The following is a 22,837-nucleotide window of genomic DNA, read 5'->3' as shown; positions in this document are numbered from 1 at the left end:
CAATGATTGTGCTTAATTATCTGCACGGCTTTAATTCCGCCGCCCTCGATACCGACGGCAAGGTCAGCGAGTTGCGCACCCGCTTCGACGTCAATCTGATCAACTACGACAGCTTCGCTTCGCATGATGCCATTGTCGAAATGATCGACGCCCAGCGCGTGGCTGCGCCGTCCACCGCTTTCATCGGCACATCGCTGGGGGGATATTTTGCCGCGCTCATGGGACAGCGGCTGGGATTGCCCGCCATCATGGTGAACCCGAGCTGTGATCCACACTGGGCCCTGGCGCACTATCGCGGCGTCACCCTCGAGAATTACAAGCTGCCCGACCAGCCACCGCAGGCACTGACGGCGGCAACCATCGAATCTTATGCGGGTACGGCCCTGTCGGCCGATCCTGCGGACTATCCGATTCCCCCGCTGCTGGTGCTGGATAGCGGCGACGAATTGCTTGACGCGGAGGCCACCCGGCAAGCCTACGCCGGACTGGGCGAGGCACTGGTTTTTCGCGGCGGGTCACACCGCTTCGAGCACATGGGCGATGCCCTCGACGGGATCGAGGCCTATATCAACCGCCAGGCCCCGTCAGCGTCGTGAATGTCGCACTGACGACCACGATCAGGCCAATCGCCGACGCCTCGATGACCAGCGAGCGGCGCATCGCGTGACCTGATCCGGGCCGACCGCTTATCAATGCCGGCGTGAGCGCGCGCCTGTTGATGGCGGCAAGTAACAATACCAGCGCAAACACGCCGAGCTTGACGGCAAAGAGCTGGCCGTAGGCGGTCTGGAGCGCGGCCGGCAGCCCACCGGTCAGGGTGTTGAGCGTAATCAGGCCGGCAACCACCAGAACGGCCACCACGCCGATGGCCTTGCGACCGAAATCCTCCGCGACAATTGCCGCCGCATCACCGGGCTGGCCGCTTAGCCGGTAGAGCGGCAGTAACACGCCCACCCAGAAGCTCAGGCACAGCATGTGCACGACGAGCAGCACTTCGTCGTGCCATTCGGCGGTGCCACTGACGTGACCACTCAGCGTGAATGAAACCGCGATCAACACCACAGCGATCAGGGATGAGGCCGTCCCGGTTCGGCCGCGTATCAGTCCGCCGGCGATCAGCACCCCCCCGACGGCCTGGAGGGCCAGGGTCTGACCCAGGGCGCCGTTCGCCACCAGCGCCAGCAGCCCCGGATCGAGGGCGGCGGCCCAGTCATCCCCAGCGAGAAAGACCGCCTCGAGCATCAGCCGGGCAATGATCAGCGCCAGCGCCACCGGGACAATCGCTGCCGCGAACCGATACAGGGAACGACGCTCTTTCAACGGCAGACCATCGACGGTCAACGGGCAGAGAACGGACCCCGAGGCGATCAGGAGCAAAGCATAGCTCGCCGCTTTGACGGCAATCGCGAGACCATCGAAGCCGTTAACCCCGGCGATCACCTCGACCATTCAATCGCCGCTGACGCTAAAAGTAATTGTATCCGTCAGCGTATGACCATCCTCGGACAGACCCCGCCACTCGAGCTCGTAACGCCCGGCAGGCAGAGCTGGCGGCTCAACGGCAAGCGTTTCCGCGGCAGACCGTCCGGCAAGCGGGTCGACCGCATAGCTCTCCCCTGCCCCATCGGTGAGCGACACACTGACGATGCGCAGGGGCGAGTCGAACGAGACACTGATGCGCGTCGGTGCCTCGGCGATCGTCGCCCCGTCGGCGGGCTCGCTCGAGGCGACCATGGAGTGAGCGACCGCGCTGCCACTGGCCAATGCGAGCACCGCTGCGAGTGCGAGCACGAGGGCACGAATCGGGCTGCGAATCAAAAGCATGGGAGATCCTCGATATTCCTTGAGTATTACCCGATTTAACCTAAGCGTCAGTCCCCGCGTAGGCAACCCGTCCACTGCGCGGGTATAGTGGGAACATGGAAAAATTCAACGACACCAATGTTTTTGGCGACACGCTAACGCCCTGCGGGCAGGATCCATTGACGGGCTTTTACCGCGATGGCTGCTGTAGCACGGGTCACGCCGACGGCGGCATGCACACGGTCTGCGCCATTGTCACCGAGGCCTTCCTGTCGTTCTCCCGCAGCCGCGGCAACGATTTGACCGCGCCAGTGCCGTTCGCGGATTTCCCGGGGCTCAGTCCCGGCGATCGCTGGTGCCTGTGCGCCGGGCGCTGGCTCGAGGCCCATCGCGCCGGCGTTGCTCCGCCGGTGGACCTGGCGGCCACCCACGAGGAGACACTCGCAGTGATCGACTTCGAGACCCTGGCCGCCTACGCCGCACACGGCGGCGGAACCGGATAACCGACGGGGCCAGCAGTGCGGGGGGAAGCCCGAGAGGATCACTTTTTCGCCACGGTCAACCCGACGGTTTTCACCGCCTCGGCCCTGGTGATCGGCGGTTTTGTTGGCTTCGGCGTTCTGTTGCCCGACCAGGCAACAACGCTGTTCGAGCACATGAACGGCTTCATCACCGAGTACCTCGGCTGGGGCTACCTGGTGGTCGTGACGTTTTTCGTCGGCTTTCTGATCTGGCTGGGCCTGAGCCGGTACGGGACCATCCGCCTCGGCCAGCCGGGAGATCGACCGCATTTCCGCTTCGCCGCCTGGTTCGCGATGTTGTTCAGCGCCGGCATGGGGATCGGTCTGGTCTTCTGGAGTATCGCCGAGCCCATCCTCCACTACCAGAACCCGCCGACGGGCCCGGGCGGCACCCCACAGGCCGCCAGCCAGGCGATGATCTACAGTTTCTTCCACTGGGGGCTGCATGCCTGGGCGGTCTATGTCGTCCTGGGTCTGTCGGTGGCGTATTTCAGCTTTCGTTATCAACTGCCGCTGACCATCCGCTCGGTGTTCTATCCGCTCATCGGCGACCGGATCTACGGGCCCATCGGACACACCATTGATGTGCTCGCCGTCTTCGGCACCCTCTTCGGCCTTGCCACCTCCCTCGGATTCGGGGCGATGCAGCTTAATACGGGCCTCAACGAGCTGGTCGGCATGCCCGTCGCGCCGATCTGGCAGGTCGGCATCATCGCCAGTATCACCGGGTTTGCGGTCCTGTCGGTGATCTCCGGGCTCGACCGGGGGCTCAAGTGGCTCAGCATCTTCAACCTGAGCCTGGCACTGGTGCTACTCGCGTTTATCTTCGTTGCCGGTCCGACGCTGTTTCTGACCCGATTCCTGCTCGACTCCATCGGCGGTTACTTCCAGCAACTGGTCGGGATGAGTCTTTCCACCGGCGCCATGCAGGGCGCCCAGTGGCACAAGGACTGGACCATGTTCTACTGGGGCTGGTGGATCGCATGGTCACCCTTCGTGGGCATATTCATCGCGCGGATTTCCCGGGGGCGGACGATTCGAGAGTTTATTGTCGGCGTCCTCGCCCTGCCGACCCTGTTCGTATTCGCCTGGCTCACCGTGTTCGGCGGCACGGCACTGCATATGGAGGTGTTCGGCGGCGACGCGGGCATCGCGGCGGCGGTCAGCGAGGACACAACCGTCGCGCTCTACCGAACACTCGCCGAGCTCCCCTGGACAACGCTGTCCTCGGCGCTGGCAACGCTGCTCATCGCTACCTACTTCATCACCTCGTCGGATTCGGGAACATTCGTGGTCGACGCACTGATCTCGCGGGGTGCCAAGCACTCCCCGCGGCGCCAGCGGGTGATCTGGGGCATCACCGAGGGGGCCGTTGCAGCAACACTGCTGCTGGTTGGGGGTGAAACCGCCCTGCAGGGCCTGCAGACCGGTGCTCTCACCGCAGGGCTTCCGGTGGCGGTCATTCTCGTTATCTGCTGCGTCAGCCTCCTGCGCGCGCTGCGCTATGAATCCCTCGGCACAGACATCCAGCCCATTCGCTAGAGACTCGCACCATGACTGAAACATCGCTGGCGATAATCGGAGCCGGCCTGGCCGGCGTGACAGCGGCGCGGGTTGCCCGGGAAAACGGCGTCACGCCCCTGATCCTCGAGGCGAGCGACCGGATTGGCGGCCGCATCGAGGGACTGCGTACGGATGATGGCCGGCTTGTCGGCGACCTCGGGCCCTCCTGGGTCTGGCCGCCCTTCCAGCCTGTTATTGAGCGCTGGCTGGAGCGGCTGGAGACACCGGTCTTCGATCAATACGAGCGCGGTGACGCCGTCCTGGATGGCTTCGCCGCCGAGCCATTCCGACACCAGCTGCCGGGGCAATACGGCATGGCGCGGATCGTCGGCGGCCCGAGCCGCCTGGTCGAGGTGATGGCGGCGCCGCTCGCCGCCGACCGGTTCCGCTACCGGCAGACCGTGCAGTCGATCGCGACGCGCGCGGACGGACGACTGCAGATCGACACCGAGGCAGGCGCCACGGTCATCGCCGATCAGGTGCTGATCGCAGCGCCCCCGCGACTAGTTGCGGAGCGGATCACATTGCCGGCCGGCATCGACAGAGCGGTTGTTCAGGCACTCGCCCAACTGCCGACCTGGATGGCGGCGCAGGCCAAGGCGGTGATCCGCTATTCGTCCCCGTTCTGGCGCGACCAGGGGCTATCCGGACGGATTGCCAGCCGTATCGGACCGCTGTTCGAGGCGCATGACCACACCAGTGCCGATGGCGACGCGGCGCTATTCGGCTTCGTATCAACCCCCCTGAGCGAGCGCGATCCGGCAACCCTGCGCCGGGCCATCGTCGAGCAACTGACGCGTTGTCTCGGCCCGGACGCTGCCCGACCCGATGCGGTCGTGCTGCGCGACTGGGCGCTGGATCCGGCGATCTGCTCGACGGCCGATCGCAACGAACCGCCCGCCCATCCGTCCGTAGGGCCAGCGATCCTTCGATCGCCGCACCTCGACGGCCGGCTGTGGTTCTGCGGCGCCGAGACTGCCGATCAAAGCCCCGGGCTGATCGAGGGCGCACTGGTAGCCGGCGAGAACGCCGCCAGTGCGGCACTGGCGCAACGCCCGAATGCCGCGTGAGCGGTGATAAAGCACAGTTCGATGCCTACATCGGAATCGACTACTCCGGTGCGGCGACGCCCGATCGGGGACTGACCGGGCTGAGGGTCTACACGGCAGAGGGTACGCAGCCAGTCCGTGAGGTCAGGGTCGATAACCCGGGTCGGCGTCACTGGAGCCGCCGCGCCATCGCCGGGTGGCTTCAGAGGCGACTCGCCGGGGATGATCGGGTGCTGGTCGGCATTGATCACGGCTTTTCCTTTCCCATCGCGTGGTTCGAGTACTACGAACATCCAGCGGACTGGGACGCGTTCCTCGCGGATTTTCGTGCCCGCTGGCCCACCGATCGACCCGACTCCACGGTCGAGCAGATCCGCCGCGGTCTTCTCGGAGCGGGACGCAATGAACCCGGCGATGCGCGCTGGCGACGTCTGGCAGAGCGACCGGTGGGCGCGAAATCCGTCTTCCACTTCGATGTACCCGGGTCGGTCGCCAAATCGACCCATGCCGGATTGCCCTGGCTGGACCATCTTCGACGTCACATCGGAAAGCGCCTCCATGCCTGGCCGTTCGATGGCTGGAGCATCCCGCGCGGCTGTTCAGCCATCACCGAGATCTATCCATCGATCTGGGCCGGCGATTATCCGCGTGGCGAACGGACACAGGATCAACACGATGCCTACGTCGTTGCCCGGGCGCTCCAGCAGGCGGATCGGAACGGGGAACTGGCGAGTTACCTGCAGCCGGCACTGGATACCCGGACCCGGGCGGTAGCGGCCTGTGAGGGGTGGATACTGGGCGTCACCGGACCCTAGCGCGTGGCCCGCCTTGCCTGCTTCTGCCGCCAGTGCCACAGCCCCTCGGCCGTCAGCCACAGGTCGAGGCCGAAATCCCGCTCGAATGCCGCCGACTCGATCCCCGCAGGCAGCCACTGCGCCCAGCCCTCGACCAGCCGCCGCAGCAGATCCTCGCTGGAGTCCGCCTGCCCGGTCCAGTCGACCGCGGCCTCGAGCATGGCCCGCAACCGATCGGCGGCGATTCCCGGAACATCGATCACGGGGAAGTGGGCCGGCGCCACGCGGCAGGGTTGCAGTGCCCGGATCCGCGCTAGCGTCCGGTAGTAGGCATCGGGATCGAACTGTGGCGGGGGGACAACCGGTACCAGGAACGGCGATGTTCCCTCGGCATAGCCCGGATAGCTCGCGCCGAAGGCATCACCGGCGACAAGCACCGCTGACAGCGGATCATGCAAGCTCAACTGATGCCAGGCATGGCCAGGGGTGTGGATCACATCGAGTTGCCGGGCGCCCACGGTGACGCTCTCGCCGTCATCGAGTGAGACTACGCGCGTCGCCGATACCGGTGTCAGCGGTGCATACTCGCGATCGAAGAATTCATCACCGTAGAGCGCCCTGACCCCGGTTTCGAGACGTGTCGGGTCGATCATGTGGGTCTCGCCGGAGGGATGAACCCCCAGGCGGGCGCTGGGCAGCGCCGCCATCAACCCGCCGGCCCCACCGGCATGATCAAGGTGCACATGGGTGGGAATGACCCAGTCGACGGCGTCACGATCGACACCGTTTGCATCAAGACACGAGAGAATACGCGGCACGCTGTGCCCGACGCCGGTGTCGATGATCGCGGCGCGGCCGTTATCGATCACCAGGTAGGCGGCCGTGTGTGCGGCACGCAAATACCCGGTATCGACCTGTATGAGACCCGACGCGATGGTAACGCCGGCCGGATCGACCGCCTCTGCCGGCATGCGTGGGCCCCTTAGCGTTGGCGCGAGATATGGGCCATGCCCCAGGCCACAAGCCCGGCGCCGATGACCTTCAGAATCGCCCCGGGGATAAACGGCATGAACCCGGCAACGATGGCCTGCTCGATACTGCCAACCCACACGGCCAGCCAGGGGATCCCCAACGCATAGACCGGCAGGTTACCCAGCGCCGCGGCGGCAATCGCCGTCAGCGGATGGCGCACCCAGCCACGGAGCGCCAGGTAACCGGCGAGCCATGCCGCGGCGACCATCCCCAGCAGATACCCCCCCGTGGGACCGGCCAGGTACGCAGGACCGCCGCCGCCGACAAAGACCGGCAACCCGACAAGCCCTTCCGCCAGATAGGTCAGAACGGTCGCGGCACCCAGCACCGGTCCGTAGACCATACCGAGCGCCAGCACAACGAAGGTCTGCATGCTGAAGGGTACCGGCCAGAACGGGATTTCGACCCGTGCCGACAGCGCAAGCAGCACGGTACCCGCCAGCACCGACACGACCTGGCGCAGGCGATTGCCCCGTGCCCAGTCGGACACCAGGGACGGTGTATAAGTCGTCATCGTGAACCCCCTGAATCAGTTGGACGTTGAAGGTAGCAAACCCCGGGGCCGTCGTCAGCCATCGTTTGTAGCGGATTCGCTATCCGGTTTGGCTGACGCCTTCATCATCAGCAAGATCGCCGCCGCCGATACCAGAGCAAATTAGACCTTGCCGGCCTCGAGCATCGTCAAGAATAGCTGGTGATGGTTATCGGGGAAGGTGCGGAATCCGTAGTGCTGGTAGAAAGGCACGGCCGTCTCGTCCTTGGCCTCAACGACCACCAGGGCGGCACCGATCGCCGCCGAATGGGTGCGCGCGCGCCGGAGCGCATCAACCAGCAAGAGCCCACCCAGGCCTTGTGCGCGGTCGCGCTCATCGACGGCCAGGCGGCCCAGCAGAATAGCCGAAACCCTCGGATAGCTTGCCATCTTGCGTGCCGTCTCCTCGGGGAGGGCGCCTAGCGCGGCGCTGTTCGAGCTTAGCGTATAATACCCGCGGATCCGGCCCGGATCGGTCGGGTCTTCGAGCACATAGGTGACGGCTCCACGGCGACGCATTTCCTGCGCAGCTTGTGTCTGCAGGTAGGTATCCAACGCGGGCACGCCACAATCGAAGCGATTCCGATCATGCCGCTTTTTGTCGAGCGGCTGGGTAGCCCAGAGCGAGTCGGCCGCCGTTCCCGAGCTCATCACCCGAACAATGCGATCAGGTGCGCCCCGTGTACGCGTCATGCGCTCGCGCGGCACGCTGCAGCGCGGGGTTCGGCAGCGGATCCTCCTCAAGCAGAGCGGAAACCAGAACCTCACGATCGCGGTCGGTAAGATCCATCGTCTCGTGCTCGCGGATGATCTCTCGGGCCGCGGAACGCGCGTGCGAAACCACAAAACTTGACACATTCATGCCCGCGAGCTCGGCCGCGCGGGCGAGCAGCTGCTTGTCCTCGGCAGTCACACGAGCATCGAGGCGCTGCGTCCGACGATCGGTTTCGGGCGTATGATTGACAGCATCCATGATCATCCCCTGGAAGTTTGCGGGCGTTGCGCAGGCAATGTCCGGAGTGTGTGTCAAATGTCTGTACAGGTCAACAAGCCGTACAACGCATCCGCGATCCCGACACCATTGCGACCGGGGAAGGCCCACATTAACCTGACATTTTCTACTGGAGGAGAGGCACTATGGATCGTCGCGGTTTTATCAAGGGAGCAGGAACGGGGCTGGTCGCCGCGGGCGGCATCAATGCACCGGCCGTTATCGCGCAGCCGCAGCGGTTTCGCCTGAACCTCCTGACTTCCTGGCCGGCATCACTGGATAACCTCTACGGGACGGCGGAGTATTTCGCCCGCCGCATCGAGGCCATGACCGATGGCGAGGTGCGCGCCCGCACCTCCCCCGGGGGCGCCGAGGTCGGGCCGACCGAGGTCTACGATGCCGTCTCCAGCGGTGCGTTCGAGGCCTGCCACACGGCGCCCTATTACTTCATCGGTAAAAACCCCGCCCACGGCTTTTTCACGTCCCTGCCCTTCGGCATGACCCTCGAGCAGCAGAATGCCTGGATGACCGCGGGCAACGGGCAGGCGCTGTGGGACGAACTCAACGCCCAGGACAACCTCATCGCCTTCCCCGGAGGCAATACCAGTGCCCAGTGCGGCGGCTGGTTCAACGTCGAAATCAATTCGCCCGAGGATCTCCAGGGCCTGCGGATGCGCTTCCCGGGCCACGGCGGGCGGGCGATGGCCAAGGCCGGCGTCAATATCCAGCAGCTGCCGGGCGGTGAGGTATTCACCGCCATGGAGCGCGGCGCACTCGATGCCGCGGAATGGGTCGGCCCCTATGATGACCAGATCCTCGGGATGCAGGACGTGGCGCAGTACTACTACCTGCCGAGCTGGGCGGAGCCCAGTGCCATGCTCGGTTTCTACTTCAACCTCGATGTCTGGAACCGCTTCCCCGCGGATATCCAGGCCCAGATTCGCGCCTGCTGTGCCGAGGCCAACAACTGGATGGCCGCGCAGTATCTGGCGAAAAACCCGATTGCCCTGCAGGAACTCGAGGCCGGCGGCGTGAGCGTCCGCGACTTCCCGGACCCGGTCCTGGCGGCGTTCCGCGAGGGGGCCGACGAGGTCCATGCCGAGGATATGGAGCGCGCCGACTACGCCCGCATTTATGAGGACTGGTCGGCGTTCCGGGATCGGCTGCGCGGCTGGGACCGGATGAACAGCTACCGCTATCGCGAGTTCATCTACCGCGACGCCGACTGATCGCTCAGTCGGCGAGCCCCGGTAGCCAGGTTACGAGGCCAGGGAAGGCGACGATGATCGCCAGCATCATCACCTGAATAGCGATATAGGGCAGGATCCCCGCATAAATCGCCCGGGTCGGTACCGCCTCGGGCGTTACCCCGCGCAGGTAGAACAGCGAGAACCCGAACGGCGGCGTCAGAAACGAGGCCTGCAGGTTCATCGCGATCAGGACGGCGAACCACAGGGGACTGAGCCCGAAGCTCTCGGCGATGGGGGTGACGAGCGGGACGACGATGAACGTAATCTCGATAAAGTCGAGGAAAAAGCCGAGCACGAAGATCGTCAGCATCACGAACAGGATGAAGCTCATCTCGCCACCGGGGAGCGCGAGCAGGAAGTCCTCCACCAGCCACTTACCGCCCATGGCGCTGAAGACCGTCGCAAAGACCGTTGCCCCCACCAGGATCGTGAATACCATCGCGGTCAGTCGAACCGTTGTATCGGAGACCGAGAACAGGTTGCGCCACGACAACTTGCCGTAGGCGAGTGCCAGCAACAGGGCCCCGAAAGCGCCCATGGCACCGGCCTCGGTGGGCGTGGCGATGCCGAAAAAGATCGTACCCAGCACCGCGCCCACCAGTGCGAGCGGTGGTACGAGGCAACGCAGGACCGCGAGCCACAGCGGGCCGGCGGCGCCGCGATCATCCGCCCCATCCGGCAACGCCGGTGCCGCCAGCGGGCGCCGCCAGGCCACCAGGGCAATCCACAGAATGTAAGCCACCCCCAGCATCAGGCCGGGAATCAGCGCCCCGACAAACAGGTCACCGACATTCACGCCCATCTGATCGCCGAGGATGATCAGGACAATCGACGGCGGGATGATCTGCCCCAGTGTGCCGCTGGCCGCAATGGTCCCGGTGGCGAGGCGCTGGTCGTAGCCGTACTTGAGCATCACCGGCAGCGCCAGCACCCCCATCGTCACCACCGAGGCACCGACCACGCCGGTGGCCGCCGCCAGCAGCATGCCCACCAGCACCACCGAGATGGCAAGGCCGCCCCGCAGCCGGCCAAACAGGCGTCCCATGGTCTGGAGCAGGTCCTCGGCGAGGCCCGAGCGCTCGAGCATACTGCCCATGAAGATGAAAAACGGCACCGCCACCAGGGTGTAGTTATTCATCACCGAGCCATAAACCCGCTGCGGCAGGATATTCAGCCGCGCAACCCGAAACAGGGGCTCCCAGGGCAGGCTGATACCCAGGCCCGGCAACCAGTCGCTACCGATGACCGTGAACAGCAGCCCCGTCCCCGCGAGGGCGAATGCCACCGGGTAACCAGTCAGCAGGAACAGCAGCAGCACGGGGAACATCGCCAGGGGCAGGAGTTCGACGAGCATCATTGCTCGAGCCCGCGCAGCGTGGCGACGGCCTTCACGGCCTGACTGAGCCCCTGGAGCAGCAGTAGGGCGAAGCCGATCAAAAGGACGGTTTTGATGGGATAGAGAGGGAGCCCACCCGGGTTGGGACTGACTTCAAGCCGCGACCAGGCGACGCTGACATAGTCGATGCTGTAGATGATCATGACGACACAGAACGGGACCAGGGCCAGCATCGTACCGAGTAGATCCACCCACGCCCGCAGCCGGGGGGTGAACCGGGTCTGGAGGATGTCGACCCGGATATGCCCGTTGTGGCGCAGCAGGTAGGCACTGCCGAGCAGGAAGATAATGGCAAAGGCCTGGATCTGCGCCTCGAGCAGGGCATTGGAGGAGAGCTGCATCCCCAGCCTCGCACCGAGATAGCGACCAATGACGTTAATCACCCCGAGCGCTATGAGGAGCAGTGCGACGCCGCGCAGGGCGACGCCGATCCAGTCGCTGAGGGCATCGATGGCCCGGGAAAAACGCAGCAGTACACGCATCAGGTCGCGGAGTATGGCGAAGCGGTGATCTGTCGACAAGCAAGGGTCACCATGCCTGCTCCATCATCTGCACCAGTCGGTCCGCGGGCAGTACAACCGGGTTGCCCTGCATCGATGACGATTGCTCGGCCGCGGCGGCGATCGGCGGCAGTTCAGCCGGGTCCAGTCCGGCCTCGCGCAGTCCGGGCAGTCCCTGTGCCCGGGACCACGCCGCCAACCGGTCGATCGCGACTTCGGCTTCACATCCGAACGCTTCGGCAATCCACCGCTCGACCTCGACAATGCGCCCGGCAATCCGTCCGCGGGTCGCTTCTCGATTGGCGCGCAGGGCTTCCGGCAGCAACGCGCCGGCAATCGCGCCATGGGGCATATCGGTGACACCGCCCAGGGGTCCGGCGAGTCCATGGACCGCGCCGAGTTTCGCATTGGCGAGGGCGAGACCACCGGACAGGCTCACCCAGGCCATGGTGTCGCGCGCGGTGGAATCCTCCGTGGCCATGAGTGTCCGCAACGCAGCGAGCCCCTGCGGAATCGCATCGCGGCAGAGGGCATCGGTAAAGCGATTGGCGCGGCAACTGATGAACGGCTCGATCACCTGGGTGATGGCATCCAGGCCGCTTGCGAGTGTCACCGCGGCCGGCGTGTTATCGGTGAGCGCCGGGTCGACGATCGCCACGTCGGGCAACAGTCGCGGATCGCGCAGCGAGACCTTGCGACGCGCAGAGGGGACATCGATAACGGAGTTGTAGGTTGCCTCCGTCCCCGTGCCGGCCGTGGTGGGGAGCGCGATGAACGGCAGTGGTGTCGCGTCCAGCGGGGCGTTATCACCGACGACCTCGAGATAATCCACCACATCGCCGCTAGCGGGAATCAGACCGGCCACGGCCTTCGCCGTATCAATGACCGAACCACCCCCGAGCCCGATCACGACATCCACGTCGTCATGGCGCCCGGCCACGACGCCGGCCTCGATGAGCGCGACATCGGGCTCGTGCGGACAGGCATGACGGGTCGGCGGGCAGTTGGCGGCGATCAGTGCATCGATGAGCCATTGCGACCGGCGAGGATTCGCACCATGGATGAGCAGTGGTCGCTTGCCCCGCGCGCATACCGCTTCGACGGCGTGGGCTGCGGCGTCCCGGCCAAAGCGGATATGACGGGGCAGATGCAGATCGAAGGCGGGCTCCATGGGTGATCTCCGGCAATAGACAAATCGTTACGCTCGCCCATGGTGCAGGTTTCACCGCCCTTGTCCAGACTGGTGCATTCATGACATAAAGAGGTGCGGCGTATTTCGCGGAAAATGCCGACGGAGGAGAGTATGGCGACACTGGCATAAAGTTTGCTTTGTATTTAGTGCCATATTGGCTTTGCACACCCTCGAGAAAAGAGAGGAAAGCAGGAATGAAAAAGACGATTATCACAATGGGCCTCGCAGCGTCGGGATTGCTGGCATTCGCCGGCACGACGCAGGCCGCGACTTTGCAGGACGTAAAGGACGACGGCGAACTGCGCTGTGGCGTCAGTAACGGACTGCCCGGTTTTTCACAGCCCGACAACGACGGTAACTGGGCCGGTATTGACGTCGACACGTGCCGGGCGGTCGCCGCTGCGGTGCTGGGTGACGCGGACGCTGTCGAATTTATCCCGCTGACCGCTGCCGAGCGTTTCACTGCGCTGCAGTCGGGTGAGATTGATGTTCTCACGCGGAATACGACCTGGACGACGACCCGCGACACCTCGCTGGGACTCAACTTCACCGGGACCAACTATTACGACGGTCAGGGCTTTTTGATCAAAAAGGACCTGGGCGTTGACAGTGCCTACAGCCTGGATGGTGCCGCCATCTGTATCCAGGCGGGTACCACGACCGAGCTCAACCTCGCCGACTTCTTCCGTGCCAACGACATGGAATACGAAGCCGTTGTCTTCGATACCTCCGAGGCTAGCGCCCAGGGCTTTGACAACAACCGTTGCGATGTCCTCACCTCGGATACGTCACAGCTCGCCGCGCTCAAGACCCAGCTGAGCGACCCCGATTCCGCGGAGATCCTGCCCGAGGTGATTTCCAAGGAGCCGCTCGGCCCCGTGGTACGCCAGGGTGACGATGAGTGGTTCAACGTCGTGAAGTGGGTCCTGTTCGGCCAGATCAACGCCGAGGAGTACGGCGTCACTTCCGAGAATGTCGACGACATGATGGACTCCGACAACCCCAGCGTTCAGCGGATCGTTGGAACGTCGGGCAACATGGGTGAAATCCTCGGCCTCGATGATGACTTCATGGTCGATGTGATCAGCCAGGTCGGTAACTACGGCGAGATGTTCGAGCGTAACGTCGGACCCGATACACCGCTGGGCCTGCAGCGTGGGACCAACGCGCTCTGGACCGAGGGTGGCGTGCTCTACGCACCGCCGTTCCGGTAAGGCGGACGCCTTACTGCCATGACGCCCGGGGGCGGGCTCCGGCCGCCCCGGGCCCCTTTCAACTCATAATGACGGGACAGGCCGGTACCCATGAGTAGCGACCGCGGGCCGCTGAGGCCGGACAACCCCAAACCATGGAATGATCCGCGGGTAAGATCCGTGGTGTTCCAGATCCTGGCAGTTTCAGCGGTTGCCTGGGTGGGTTACTCGCTGTTCCAGAACACGATCAACAACCTTGCCAGCCGCGGCATCAGCACCGGTTTCGGATTCCTCGATGCGACCGCGGGCTTTGGCATCATCATGAGTCTCATCGAGTACGACGAGACCATGACCTACGGCCGAACCTTCCTGGTCGGACTGAGTAATACCCTGCTCGTCTCGGGGCTGGGCATCCTTTTCGCTACGATCGTCGGCTTTATCGTCGGCATCGCTCGACTGTCCACCAACTGGCTGGTGGCCAAGGTCGCGCTGGCCTACATCGAAATCTTCCGCAACGTGCCGCTGCTACTGCAGATCTTCTTCTGGTATTTCGCGGTACTGGGCTCATTACCCGGCGTCCGTAACGCGGTGAACGTCGGCGATGTGGCTTTCCTGAGCAACCGCGGTATCGTTATACCGAAACCCGTTTTTGAAGCGGGCGCCGGCTGGATTGGCATCGCCGTGCTGCTCGCACTGGCGGCTTCCATCGCGCTCGTCACCTGGGCCCGCCGCCGCCAGGCGGCCACCGGACAGATCTTTCCCGCCTTCCCGGTTTCACTCGCAATGATTGCAGGCCTGCCCACCCTCGCCTACTTCGTGATGGGGCAACCGGTTGGCTGGGATGTCCCGACATTCGGCACTTTCAGCTTTTCCGGCGGCGTCACCGCCATCCCGGAGCTCGGCGCCCTGCTGATGGCGCTGACGATCTACACCGCCACATTCATCGCCGAAATCGTCCGTTCAGGCATCGTATCGGTCAGTAGCGGTCAGACCGAGGCGGCGCTGGCACTGGGACTGCCTCCGCGGCGTGTACTGCGGCTTGTCGTAATCCCACAGGCATTGCGAGTCATTATCCCACCACTGACAAGCCAGTACCTGAATCTCACCAAGAATTCGTCGCTCGCGGTGGCGATCGGCTACCCCGACCTGGTGAACGTATTCATGGGGACGTCTCTGAATCAGACCGGCCAGGCCGTCGAGATCGTCGCCATGACCATGTCGGTCTACCTGGCGATCAGCCTGAGTATTTCCCTACTCATGAATTTCTACAACCGCGCAGTCGCGCTCAAGGAGCGTTGAAGCATGGCAGCCCATCAGCCGCTTCCCAGCCAGCCGGCACCGGTGACCCAACGCGGTATCTTCCGCTGGCTGCACGAGAATCTGTTCTCGACCTGGTTCAACAGCCTGGTCACGCTGATCGTTGGCTACTTCCTGGTTACCACGCTGGTACCGATGATCGACTGGGCCTTTTTCAGCGCCGTGTTCGTGGGCGCGGGTGCCGACGCCTGCAACCCCGACGGCGCCTGCTGGGTATTCATTGAACAGCGCTTCGGCTTCTTCATTTACGGGTTCTATCCACAGGAGCTGCGTTGGCGCCCCACCCTGGCCTTTGTGCTGTTTGCCCTGGCCGTTGTGCCGCCATTTCTCCCCTCTCCGCCGCGCCTGCGTCGATGGATCGGGATTTTCGGACTCACGGGTTTGCCAATCGGTGCCTATATCCTGATTGCCGGGGGCTTTTTCGGCCTCGAGCCGGTCAGGACCTCTCAGTGGGGCGGGCTGATGCTCACCCTCATCCTCTCGTACGTGGGTATCATCGCGGCCCTGCCGATCGGCGTCGTGCTTGCCCTCGGTCGACGCTCGGAAATGCCGGTCATACGCGGGATATGCGTCATCTTCATCGAGTTCTGGCGCTCTGTCCCCCTGATTACCATCCTGTTCATGGCATCCGTCATGCTGCCCCTTTTCCTCCCGGACGGCGTGAGCTTTGACAAACTCATGCGGGCGCTGGTGGGGATTGTCTTCTTCCAGGCCGCTTATATGGCCGAGGTTGTACGCGGTGGGCTACAGGCCATTCCCAAGGGACAGTACGAGGCCGCCGAGGCACTGGGACTGGGCTACTGGCGACGGATGCGGCTGATCATCCTGCCGCAGGCGCTCAAGATCGTGATACCGGGGATCGCCAACACCGTTATTTCCCTTTTCAAGGACACAACGCTGGTGCTCATCATCGGGCTGTTCGACCTGCTCGGTGCCGTCAAATCCACCATCAGTGATCCGGCATGGGACAATGTCATGGCGGAGGGATACCTGTTTGTCGCCTTCTGTTTCTGGGTCTTCTGCTTCGGAATGTCCCGCTACAGTCATGGCATCGAGAAAAAGCTCGATACCGGACACGCCAAATAATCGGAGAGAACCGCGACATGGAAAACAACAGTGCAGCGCCGGAAACCGATGCCATCGGCACTCCGGTCGCCTCGGCCGTCAGCAACGAGAACATCATCGAAGTCTCCGACCTGAACAAGTGGTTCGGCGATTTCCATGCGCTCAATTCGGTCAACCTGACGGTGCAGAAGGGCGAGCGAATCGTCGTCTGTGGCCCGTCCGGATCCGGGAAATCGACGCTCATCCGCTGCCTGAACCACCTCGAGCCCCATCAGCGCGGGCAGATCACCATTGATGGCGTATCCCTGAACGCCGATGTCAAGAATATCGAGGCCATCCGTCGCGAGGTCGGCATGGTCTTCCAGCAGTTCAACCTCTTCCCTCATCTGAGTGTGCTCGAGAACTGCCTGCTAGCACCGATCTGGGTGCGCAAAACGCCCCGCCGGGAGGCAATCGAGATGGCGATGAAGTATCTCGAGCGGGTGCAGATCCCCGAGCAGGCGGACAAGTATCCGGGCCAGCTGTCCGGCGGTCAGCAGCAACGGGTCGCGATTGCCCGGGCACTGTGCATGGAGCCCAAGATCATGCTGTTCGACGAGCCGACTTCGGCACTCGATCCGGAAATGATCAAGGAAGTGCTCGATGTCATGGTCGAGCTCGCCGGCAGCGGTATGACCATGATCTGCGTCACACACGAGATGGGCTTCGCCAAAACGGTTGCCGACCGCGTCATCTTCATGGACGGTGGACAGATTGTGGAGGCAGCGCCACCCAATCAGTTCTTCACGAACCCGGAACAGCCACGCACCCGGGAGTTTCTCGAGCAGATTCTCCAGCACTGAGGGAACGGATGACTGGATGAAGCGGGCCCTGATCGTCGACCCCGATGCGGGTGAACAGCGCCGCATCAGCGACATCCTGCTGACGATCTGGCCGCAGATTGACCTGGTAGCCACACCCGGCCTCAAGGCGGCTTATGGTCATTTTGGTGGTTCCATGCCGGGCCTGCTCATCACCGACTTCTACCTGCCCGATGGCTCCGGGCTGGAACTGATTGAGCAGACCCGGATGCTCTACCCCGGTTCGCCCCGAGTGATTCTCACCCGCCACGATGATGATCCCCACCTCCTCGCGGCACTGCGCCAGGGTGTGGACGGTTATATTCTCAAGGATCAGGGAAGCGACGGGACCCTGCAGCTAATGGCGGCAATCGGCAATGGTGACCCCGGGCTGTCACCGGAGATTGCGCGGCGCATGATGCAGCGGTTCGAAGAACGCCCGCCGCATTCCGACCAGGGTGATTCACTCGTGCGACCCGGTGCCGAGTCGACAGGCCTGACCCGGCGCGAGGTGGAGGTACTCTCGCTTCTCTCGCGGGGCTGGGATCGCCATCGCGTGGGTAATGCGCTCGTGATCAAGAGCTCCACGGTAGCCGGTCACATCAAGTCGATTTATCTCAAGCTCAATGTCTCTACCCGCGCCGAGGCAACGCTTGCGGCGGTCAAGCTGGGTCTCGTCGACCTTGAGCACTGAGCGACTTACTGAGTAGCGGCAATTAACGCCGGGTCAGCGGCGAGATCCGCGAGGCTGATACTGCCAAGGAAGCCCTCTATCTGATCGGAGAGCTCGGCCCACAGGTCGTGGGTAATGCAGCGGGTCCCGTCAGCGCAGTCTTCCTCACCGCCACAGGCGGTGGCATCCACACGCTGCTCCACCGCGAGGATCACCGCCGCGACGCTGATGCGATCAGCTGCCAGGGCCAGCCGATAACCGCCACCGGGGCCTCGCACGCCATGGACGAGTCCATGCCGACGCAACTGGGCAAAGAGCTGTTCGAGATAGGAAAGCGAGAGCTCCTGGCGCTGAGAGATATTGGCGAGCGTCACCGGACCATTCTCCTGATGGAGGGCGAGATCCATGATGGTGGTGACCGCGTAGCGCCCTTTCGTGGACAAACGCACCGGACGCGACGCCTAGACCGACCAGCGCCTTGCGGCCGGCCGCAGAACGACCGCATGGCCGTCGGTTGCAGGGAACCCATGCCCCTCGCCCAGGCAGTACAACAGCCAGCGCATAAGGAAGCGGTTGGTGGCCCAGCGCCATGCGAGCATCTCTTGTGCCGGGGTCGGGGCCTCGGCTTCGGTCCTCAGCACTTCGGCCACCCGGGCATCATGATAGATGCGGACCTGCAGATCGGGCAGCGACTCGTCACCCTCCGGTCGCGGAAAGCGGTGCGTCAGCATAAGCGTCGTTGTATACGGACAGCGTTCGATTACCTCGAGATGCAGGTCGGGCCCGCGATCCACGCTCGAGACCTGTGCATCGCGCTGGCCGTCGAGCTGCGGGACGAGTCGGCGCAGGTAAATGTAGTTGCTCTCGTAGAGCTCCATCAGCGCCGCGAAACTGCCATCTGGCGCCCGCTCGGCGACGAGAGTACCGGTCTGCATAATCATGCCGTAATCCTAGCACAGGCACCGAACGGGCGACGCCCCCGGCTGGCAATGCAGCGGCGAATTTAATACAGTCGCCGCCGTAGTTGACGGGACTGGATGATCATGGCGGCGATCTCTTCGATGGACATCGTCGTCGTGTTCGAAAAAGGCAGCTTCTCCTGGTGAAAGAGCCCCTCGGCGCGGACGGTTTCGTACTGACACTGACGCAGCGATGCGTAGCGGGTGTTGGCGCGTCGCTCGGCCCTTATCTGCGCCAGCCGCTCGGGCCGGATCGTGAGCGCATAGACTCGAGAACGATAGGGGCGCAAAACCTCCGGCAACCGACCACTCAGCAAATCATCATCGGTGAGCGGATAGTTCGCGGCATAGATGCCGTACTGCAACGCCATGTAGATGCAGGTCGGCGTCTTGCCGCAGCGCGAAACACCCACCAGAATCACGTCGGCCTGTTCATAATGGCGTACGGCGGCGCCATCGTCGGCGGAGAGGGCGTAGTTCATGGCATCAATGCGTAGCTTGTACGCGCCCGGGTCGGCAATGCCGTGGCTTCGCCCGATGGTGTGGCTCGATTCCATGCCCAGTTCGCTTTCCAGCGGCCCGATGAACGTGTCGAAGAAATCCAGCACGACGGCATTGACCCGCCGCAGGCGATTGCGCAGGCCGGCGTCAATAATGGTGCTGAAAACGATCGGCCGCGACTGGTTACGTCGCCCCGCCGCCTCGATCTGCTCGATCGCCGCATCCACCGCTTCGGGGCTGTCGGTAAACGGGATGCTGACCGGTGAACAGTCGAGTGCGAACTGGGTCAGCAGACTCTGGCCAAGCGTCTCGGCCGTAATGCCGGTGCGGTCGGAGATATAGAAAACGCTGCGCGCGTCGGACATGGCAGAACTCAACTCGATGAACCACAATCGGCAACCAGTGTACCGGTGTGGACAGAACTTTTAACGGGAGAGCGGTAGTGAGCGAATACGTAGTCTGGTTCGAGTCGCTCGGCATGAATGATGTCGAGCGCGTTGGCGGCAAGAATGCCTCCCTCGGGGAGATGATCAGTAATCTGTCCGATGCCGGAGTGCAGGTACCGGGGGGATTCGCGACCACGGCACAGGCCTACTGGGACTTCCTCGACGAGAGCGGGCTGCGGCCGCGGATCGAGGCGGCGCTGGAGGGGCTCGATATCGACGATGTCCAGGAACTCGCCCGGGTTGGCGCCCGGATTCGCGAGATGATTGTCGAAACCCCCTTCCCCGCCCGCCTGCATGATGAAATCACCACGGCGTGGCATCAGCTGGTCGAACGGTCACAAAAAACCGACCTGTCCGTGGCGGTGCGCTCATCGGCCACGGCCGAGGACCTGCCCGATGCCTCCTTTGCCGGACAGCAGGAGACCTTCCTCAACGTTCGCGGTCTCGATGACGTCATGCGCACGATCCGCGATGTTTTCGCCTCCTTGTTCAACGATCGGGCCATTTCCTACCGCGTTCACCACGACTTTGCGCATTCCAAGGTCGCACTCTCCGCCGGTATCCAGGAGATGGCGCGCACCGACATCGGGGCCTCGGGGGTGATGTTCACCATGGACACCGAGTCGGGCTTCCGCGATGTGGTGTTCGTCACCGCCTCCAATGGCCTCGGCGAGACGGTTGTTCAGGGCTCGGTCAATCCGGACGAGTTCTACGTCCACAAGGCCACGCTTGCCGCCGGGCGCCCCGCCGTATTGCGACGGACACTGGGCGAGAAGGCCATCAAGATGGTCTATGACGATGACCCAGACAGTCAGGAAACGGTCCGTATCGTCGAGAACCCCGAAGCGGACCGGATGCGGTTCTGTCTGACCGATGAAGACGTCGAGTCGCTGGGCCGGCAGGCCATGACCATCGAGAATCATTACGGTCGCCCGATGGACATCGAATGGGGCAAGGACGGCGAAACCGGTCGGCTCTACATCCTCCAGGCCCGCCCGGAAACCGTGAAAAGCCGCGATGGCGGCCAGAGCCTCAAGCGCTATCAGCTCCACGAGCGCGGTCAGGTAATGGTCGAGGGACGCGCCATCGGGCAGCGTATCGGCGCTGGACGCGTGCGCGTGGTCGACGACCTCAACGACATGCACATGGTGGAGGCCGGCGATGTGCTGGTCACCGACATGACCGACCCCGACTGGGAACCGATCATGAAACGCGCCTCGGCGATCGTTACCAACCGCGGTGGACGCACCTGCCATGCCGCGATTATCGCCCGCGAGCTGGGCATCCCCGCCGTGGTCGGCACCGGTAATGGCACCGATCGCCTCACCGACGGTACCGAGGTGACCGTTTCCTGCGCCGAGGGCGATACGGGCTACATCTACCGCGGCATTCAGGATTTCGAGATACGCGATATCGAGCTCGGCAACATGCCGGAGTTGCCGTTCAAGATCATGATGAACGTGGGCAATCCGGACCGCGCCTTCGATTTCGCCCAGTTGCCCAACGCCGGTGTGGGGCTGGCCAGGCTCGAGTTCATCATCAATCGGATGATCGGCATCCATCCCCGTGCATTGCTGGAATACGATCAGCAGTCGGACGACCTCAAGGCCGTGATCGACAATCAGATCGCCGGCTATGACTCGCCGGTCGGCTTCTATGTCGACAAGCTCGCCGAGGGGATCAGCACACTGGCCGCGAGCTTCGCCGATCAGCCGGTGATCGTGCGCATGTCCGACTTCAAATCCAACGAATACGCCAATCTGATCGGCGGTGAGGCCTACGAGCCCGAAGAGGAAAACCCGATGATCGGGTTCCGCGGTGCCTCGCGCTACATCTCCGAGGATTTCCGCCCGTGCTTCGAGCTCGAGTGCCAGGCCCTGCGCAAGGTGCGCAACGAAATGGGGCTGACCAACGTCTGGATCATGATCCCCTTCGTACGGACCCCCGATGAGGGTCGCAAGGTCGTGGAGATGCTGGCTCGCAATGGCCTCGAGAAGGGCAAGGACGGGCTGAAGGTCATCATGATGTGCGAACTGCCCTCGAACGCCGTCCTCGCCGACGAGTTCCTGGAGATCTTCGACGGCTACTCCATCGGATCCAACGACCTCACCCAGCTGACCCTGGGGCTGGATCGGGATTCGGGGCTGGTCGCTCACCTGTTCGAGGAACGCGATCCCGCCGTCAAGGCATTGCTGCACATGGCCATCCAGGCAGCGAACCGGGCCGGCAAATACGTCGGCATCTGCGGCCAGGGTCCGTCCGATCACCCCGACCTGGCCCGCTGGCTGATGGAAGAAGGCATCGACAGCATCTCCCTCAACCCGGACAGCGTGGTCGAGACCTGGCTGTACCTCGGTGGTGAGACCGCGTGATCGCCGACGCCATGCCGCTGGTGATTGCGCCCGAGCATCTCGCCGCGCAAGCGAACAGCAGTCACCTGCAAGTGGTCTTTGTCGGCGACGGGGCGGTCTTTGCACAGGGCCATATCGAGGGGGCCACCTGCATCCGCTACAGCGACCTCGTCACCGCGCGACCACCGGCCGGTGGTGTTCTGCCACCGGCATCGGATCTGGCGGGTGTGCTGGGGGATGCAGGCATCACGCCGGCCACCCATGTGGTGGCGTACGATGCCAGCGGCGGTGGCGCCGCCTCGCGTCTGCTCTGGACTCTTGACTGTCTTGGCCACCGGCACTGGTCGCTTCTCGATGGCGGGCTGGGCGCCTGGCAGGCCGATGGGCGGCCGCTTGTCGAAGGCGCTTCGAGTACAACCGAACCGGCACCCGCCTACCCGGCGGTAACGGACGATGCCGTTGCCCGCGTGGGCGCCGATTATATCCAGGCCCACCTCGACGATCCGGATGTCGTGATCGTTGATGCAAGATCACCGGGTGAATACCGGGGCGAGGTTATGCGTGCCCGTCGCAACGGCCATATCCCCGGCGCAGTCAATCTCGAGTGGACCGACAATTTCGATCCCGACCGCAATGGCCGTCTACGCGCGGCATCGGCGCTGGCCGAGGAGTATGCCGAGCTCGGCGTCACCCCCGATCACGAGGTCATCACCCACTGCCAGACCCATCACCGATCGGCGCTGACCTATGTGGTGCTTCGATACCTCGGCTTCGAGCGGGTGCGTGGGTATGACGGCTCATGGTCCGAGTGGGGAAACGATCCCGCTCGACCGGTGAGCACACCGACGGACGGCTGAAACCGCACGCGGA

General features: G+C 63.7%; 25 protein-coding genes. 13 read left to right on the top strand and 12 right to left on the bottom strand.

What is annotated here, in order from left to right:
- Nucleotides 1–2 precede the first annotated feature (2 nt).
- Entirely contained in the window at nt 3–596 is a 594-nt protein-coding gene (locus EV698_RS02500; RefSeq protein ID WP_130502589.1) for a YqiA/YcfP family alpha/beta fold hydrolase, read from the top strand.
- Here the strand turns inward: EV698_RS02500 and EV698_RS02495 are convergent.
- The gene (locus tag EV698_RS02495) at nt 568–1,449 is read right to left on the bottom strand and encodes a copper resistance D family protein (RefSeq protein ID WP_130502588.1); all 882 of its coding nucleotides are present in this window, start codon (nt 1,447–1,449) and stop codon (nt 568–570) included. The two genes, EV698_RS02500 and EV698_RS02495, sit on opposite strands and share 29 nt — an antisense overlap.
- Complete coding sequence (locus EV698_RS02490) at nt 1,450–1,824, bottom strand: copper resistance CopC family protein (protein WP_130502587.1); 375 nt, start codon at nt 1,822–1,824, stop codon at nt 1,450–1,452.
- 95 nt (nt 1,825–1,919) lie between these two features.
- On the opposite strand from EV698_RS02490, the gene EV698_RS02485 reads away from it, so the two are divergent.
- Genes EV698_RS02485 through EV698_RS02470 form a run of 4 tightly spaced genes read left to right on the top strand, consistent with a single transcriptional unit; the run spans nt 1,920 to nt 5,751 of the window.
- Nucleotides 1,920–2,306, top strand: a complete 387-nt coding sequence (locus tag EV698_RS02485) for a DUF2237 family protein (protein ID WP_130502586.1) — start codon at nt 1,920–1,922, stop codon at nt 2,304–2,306.
- A 15-nt stretch (nt 2,307–2,321) separates the two neighbouring features.
- On the top strand, nt 2,322–3,866 hold the full coding sequence (locus EV698_RS02480; protein ID WP_130502585.1) for a BCCT family transporter: 1,545 nt from the start codon (nt 2,322–2,324) through the stop codon (nt 3,864–3,866).
- 11 nt (nt 3,867–3,877) lie between these two features.
- Nucleotides 3,878–4,957, top strand: a complete 1,080-nt coding sequence (locus EV698_RS02475) for a flavin monoamine oxidase family protein (protein WP_130502584.1) — start codon at nt 3,878–3,880, stop codon at nt 4,955–4,957.
- On the top strand, nt 4,954–5,751 hold the full coding sequence (locus EV698_RS02470) for a hypothetical protein (RefSeq protein ID WP_130502583.1): 798 nt from the start codon (nt 4,954–4,956) through the stop codon (nt 5,749–5,751). The genes EV698_RS02475 and EV698_RS02470 overlap by 4 nt, the downstream gene beginning before the upstream one ends.
- Here EV698_RS02470 and EV698_RS02465 read toward each other — a convergent pair.
- From EV698_RS02465 to EV698_RS02450, 4 genes are all read right to left on the bottom strand, one after another.
- Nucleotides 5,748–6,701 carry an MBL fold metallo-hydrolase gene (locus tag EV698_RS02465; RefSeq protein WP_130502582.1) on the bottom strand — a complete coding sequence of 318 codons (954 nt, stop codon included), beginning with the start codon at nt 6,699–6,701 and terminating at the stop codon, nt 5,748–5,750. The two genes, EV698_RS02470 and EV698_RS02465, sit on opposite strands and share 4 nt — an antisense overlap.
- Nucleotides 6,702–6,712: 11 nt before the next feature.
- On the bottom strand, nt 6,713–7,276 hold the full coding sequence (locus EV698_RS02460) for a biotin transporter BioY (protein WP_130502581.1): 564 nt from the start codon (nt 7,274–7,276) through the stop codon (nt 6,713–6,715).
- A 141-nt stretch (nt 7,277–7,417) separates the two neighbouring features.
- Nucleotides 7,418–7,987, bottom strand: coding sequence for a GNAT family N-acetyltransferase (locus tag EV698_RS02455; RefSeq protein WP_239016184.1), 570 nt, complete (start codon nt 7,985–7,987; stop codon nt 7,418–7,420).
- Nucleotides 7,962–8,267: a type II toxin-antitoxin system TacA family antitoxin gene (locus EV698_RS02450; RefSeq protein ID WP_165385695.1), complete on the bottom strand. Its 306-nt coding sequence runs from the start codon at nt 8,265–8,267 to the stop codon at nt 7,962–7,964. The genes EV698_RS02455 and EV698_RS02450 overlap by 26 nt, the downstream gene beginning before the upstream one ends.
- A 164-nt stretch (nt 8,268–8,431) precedes the next feature.
- Between EV698_RS02450 and EV698_RS02445 the strand changes: the two genes are divergently transcribed.
- Nucleotides 8,432–9,514 carry a TRAP transporter substrate-binding protein gene (locus tag EV698_RS02445; RefSeq protein WP_130502579.1) on the top strand — a complete coding sequence of 361 codons (1,083 nt, stop codon included), beginning with the start codon at nt 8,432–8,434 and terminating at the stop codon, nt 9,512–9,514.
- A 4-nt stretch (nt 9,515–9,518) separates the two neighbouring features.
- Here EV698_RS02445 and EV698_RS02440 read toward each other — a convergent pair whose 3' ends face one another.
- Genes EV698_RS02440 through EV698_RS02430 form a run of 3 tightly spaced genes read right to left on the bottom strand, consistent with a single transcriptional unit; the run spans nt 9,519 to nt 12,602 of the window.
- On the bottom strand, nt 9,519–10,889 hold the full coding sequence (locus EV698_RS02440; protein WP_130503975.1) for a TRAP transporter large permease: 1,371 nt from the start codon (nt 10,887–10,889) through the stop codon (nt 9,519–9,521).
- Nucleotides 10,889–11,452: a TRAP transporter small permease subunit gene (locus tag EV698_RS02435; protein WP_239016183.1), complete on the bottom strand. Its 564-nt coding sequence runs from the start codon at nt 11,450–11,452 to the stop codon at nt 10,889–10,891. The genes EV698_RS02440 and EV698_RS02435 overlap by 1 nt, the downstream gene beginning before the upstream one ends.
- 7 nt (nt 11,453–11,459) lie before the next feature.
- Nucleotides 11,460–12,602 carry an iron-containing alcohol dehydrogenase gene (locus tag EV698_RS02430; RefSeq protein WP_130502578.1) on the bottom strand — a complete coding sequence of 381 codons (1,143 nt, stop codon included), beginning with the start codon at nt 12,600–12,602 and terminating at the stop codon, nt 11,460–11,462.
- A gap of 215 nt (nt 12,603–12,817) precedes the next feature.
- Here EV698_RS02430 and EV698_RS02425 point away from each other — a divergent pair, with 215 nt between their 5' ends.
- The 5 genes from EV698_RS02425 (at nt 12,818) to EV698_RS02405 (ending at nt 17,731) form a co-directional block, all read left to right on the top strand.
- Nucleotides 12,818–13,837, top strand: a complete 1,020-nt coding sequence (locus EV698_RS02425; RefSeq protein WP_130502577.1) for an amino acid ABC transporter substrate-binding protein — start codon at nt 12,818–12,820, stop codon at nt 13,835–13,837.
- Nucleotides 13,838–13,927: 90 nt separating this feature from the next.
- Entirely contained in the window at nt 13,928–15,115 is a 1,188-nt protein-coding gene (locus EV698_RS02420; protein WP_130502576.1) for an amino acid ABC transporter permease, read from the top strand.
- Between the two features lie 3 nt (nt 15,116–15,118).
- Nucleotides 15,119–16,219 carry an amino acid ABC transporter permease gene (locus tag EV698_RS02415; RefSeq protein WP_130502575.1) on the top strand — a complete coding sequence of 367 codons (1,101 nt, stop codon included), beginning with the start codon at nt 15,119–15,121 and terminating at the stop codon, nt 16,217–16,219.
- Nucleotides 16,220–16,236: 17 nt separating this feature from the next.
- Complete coding sequence (locus EV698_RS02410) at nt 16,237–17,040, top strand: amino acid ABC transporter ATP-binding protein (protein ID WP_130502574.1); 804 nt, start codon at nt 16,237–16,239, stop codon at nt 17,038–17,040.
- A 16-nt stretch (nt 17,041–17,056) separates the two neighbouring features.
- Nucleotides 17,057–17,731 (top strand): response regulator, encoded by a 675-nt coding sequence (locus tag EV698_RS02405; RefSeq protein ID WP_130502573.1) that lies wholly within the window; start codon nt 17,057–17,059, stop codon nt 17,729–17,731.
- A gap of 5 nt (nt 17,732–17,736) precedes the next feature.
- Here the strand turns inward: EV698_RS02405 and EV698_RS02400 are convergent, their stop codons facing one another.
- The 3 genes from EV698_RS02400 to ppsR all read right to left on the bottom strand — a co-directional run bounded on the left by EV698_RS02400 (nt 17,737) and on the right by ppsR (nt 19,535).
- A complete protein-coding gene (locus EV698_RS02400; protein ID WP_130502572.1) occupies nt 17,737–18,159 on the bottom strand; it encodes an Rrf2 family transcriptional regulator in 423 nt (140 codons plus the stop codon).
- Nucleotides 18,160–18,171: 12 nt separating this feature from the next.
- The gene (locus EV698_RS02395) at nt 18,172–18,651 is read right to left on the bottom strand and encodes a DUF1249 domain-containing protein (RefSeq protein WP_130502571.1); all 480 of its coding nucleotides are present in this window, start codon (nt 18,649–18,651) and stop codon (nt 18,172–18,174) included.
- Nucleotides 18,652–18,713: 62 nt separating this feature from the next.
- Complete coding sequence (gene ppsR / locus EV698_RS02390) at nt 18,714–19,535, bottom strand: posphoenolpyruvate synthetase regulatory kinase/phosphorylase PpsR (protein WP_130502570.1); 822 nt, start codon at nt 19,533–19,535, stop codon at nt 18,714–18,716.
- A gap of 77 nt (nt 19,536–19,612) precedes the next feature.
- Between ppsR and ppsA the strand changes: the two genes are divergently transcribed.
- Together ppsA and EV698_RS02380 are read left to right on the top strand one after the other, a co-directional pair.
- Nucleotides 19,613–21,988, top strand: coding sequence for a phosphoenolpyruvate synthase (ppsA, locus tag EV698_RS02385; protein ID WP_130502569.1), 2,376 nt, complete (start codon nt 19,613–19,615; stop codon nt 21,986–21,988).
- Nucleotides 21,985–22,824: a sulfurtransferase gene (locus EV698_RS02380; protein ID WP_239016182.1), complete on the top strand. Its 840-nt coding sequence runs from the start codon at nt 21,985–21,987 to the stop codon at nt 22,822–22,824. Before ppsA ends, EV698_RS02380 begins: the two co-directional genes overlap by 4 nt.
- Nucleotides 22,825–22,837: the final 13 nt, after the last annotated feature.

The sequence above is a fragment of the Spiribacter vilamensis genome, assembly GCF_004217415.1.
In the GTDB taxonomy this organism is placed as follows: Bacteria; Pseudomonadota; Gammaproteobacteria; order Nitrococcales; family Nitrococcaceae; genus Spiribacter; species Spiribacter vilamensis.
The sequence above is the reverse complement of the archived record's forward strand: the minus strand, read 5'-3'. Positions and strand labels throughout refer to the sequence as shown.

Excerpts from the sequence above, each read along its gene's own strand:
- EV698_RS02500 (WP_130502589.1), top strand. The coding sequence starts at position 3 with ATGATTGTGCTTAATTATCTGCACGGCTTTAATTCCGCCGCCCTCGAT.
- EV698_RS02495 (WP_130502588.1), bottom strand. The coding sequence starts at position 1,449 with ATGGTCGAGGTGATCGCCGGGGTTAACGGCTTCGATGGTCTCGCGATT.
- EV698_RS02490 (WP_130502587.1), bottom strand. The coding sequence starts at position 1,824 with ATGCTTTTGATTCGCAGCCCGATTCGTGCCCTCGTGCTCGCACTCGCA.
- EV698_RS02485 (WP_130502586.1), top strand. The coding sequence starts at position 1,920 with ATGGAAAAATTCAACGACACCAATGTTTTTGGCGACACGCTAACGCCC.
- EV698_RS02475 (WP_130502584.1), top strand. The coding sequence starts at position 3,878 with ATGACTGAAACATCGCTGGCGATAATCGGAGCCGGCCTGGCCGGCGTG.
- EV698_RS02465 (WP_130502582.1), bottom strand. The coding sequence starts at position 6,701 with ATGCCGGCAGAGGCGGTCGATCCGGCCGGCGTTACCATCGCGTCGGGT.
- EV698_RS02460 (WP_130502581.1), bottom strand. The coding sequence starts at position 7,276 with ATGACGACTTATACACCGTCCCTGGTGTCCGACTGGGCACGGGGCAAT.
- EV698_RS02455 (WP_239016184.1), bottom strand. The coding sequence starts at position 7,987 with ATGACGCGTACACGGGGCGCACCTGATCGCATTGTTCGGGTGATGAGC.
- EV698_RS02450 (WP_165385695.1), bottom strand. The coding sequence starts at position 8,267 with ATGGATGCTGTCAATCATACGCCCGAAACCGATCGTCGGACGCAGCGC.
- EV698_RS02445 (WP_130502579.1), top strand. The coding sequence starts at position 8,432 with ATGGATCGTCGCGGTTTTATCAAGGGAGCAGGAACGGGGCTGGTCGCC.
- EV698_RS02440 (WP_130503975.1), bottom strand. The coding sequence starts at position 10,889 with ATGCTCGTCGAACTCCTGCCCCTGGCGATGTTCCCCGTGCTGCTGCTG.
- EV698_RS02430 (WP_130502578.1), bottom strand. The coding sequence starts at position 12,602 with ATGGAGCCCGCCTTCGATCTGCATCTGCCCCGTCATATCCGCTTTGGC.
- EV698_RS02425 (WP_130502577.1), top strand. The coding sequence starts at position 12,818 with ATGAAAAAGACGATTATCACAATGGGCCTCGCAGCGTCGGGATTGCTG.
- EV698_RS02420 (WP_130502576.1), top strand. The coding sequence starts at position 13,928 with ATGAGTAGCGACCGCGGGCCGCTGAGGCCGGACAACCCCAAACCATGG.
- EV698_RS02415 (WP_130502575.1), top strand. The coding sequence starts at position 15,119 with ATGGCAGCCCATCAGCCGCTTCCCAGCCAGCCGGCACCGGTGACCCAA.
- EV698_RS02410 (WP_130502574.1), top strand. The coding sequence starts at position 16,237 with ATGGAAAACAACAGTGCAGCGCCGGAAACCGATGCCATCGGCACTCCG.
- EV698_RS02405 (WP_130502573.1), top strand. The coding sequence starts at position 17,057 with ATGAAGCGGGCCCTGATCGTCGACCCCGATGCGGGTGAACAGCGCCGC.
- EV698_RS02395 (WP_130502571.1), bottom strand. The coding sequence starts at position 18,651 with ATGATTATGCAGACCGGTACTCTCGTCGCCGAGCGGGCGCCAGATGGC.
- ppsR (WP_130502570.1), bottom strand. The coding sequence starts at position 19,535 with ATGTCCGACGCGCGCAGCGTTTTCTATATCTCCGACCGCACCGGCATT.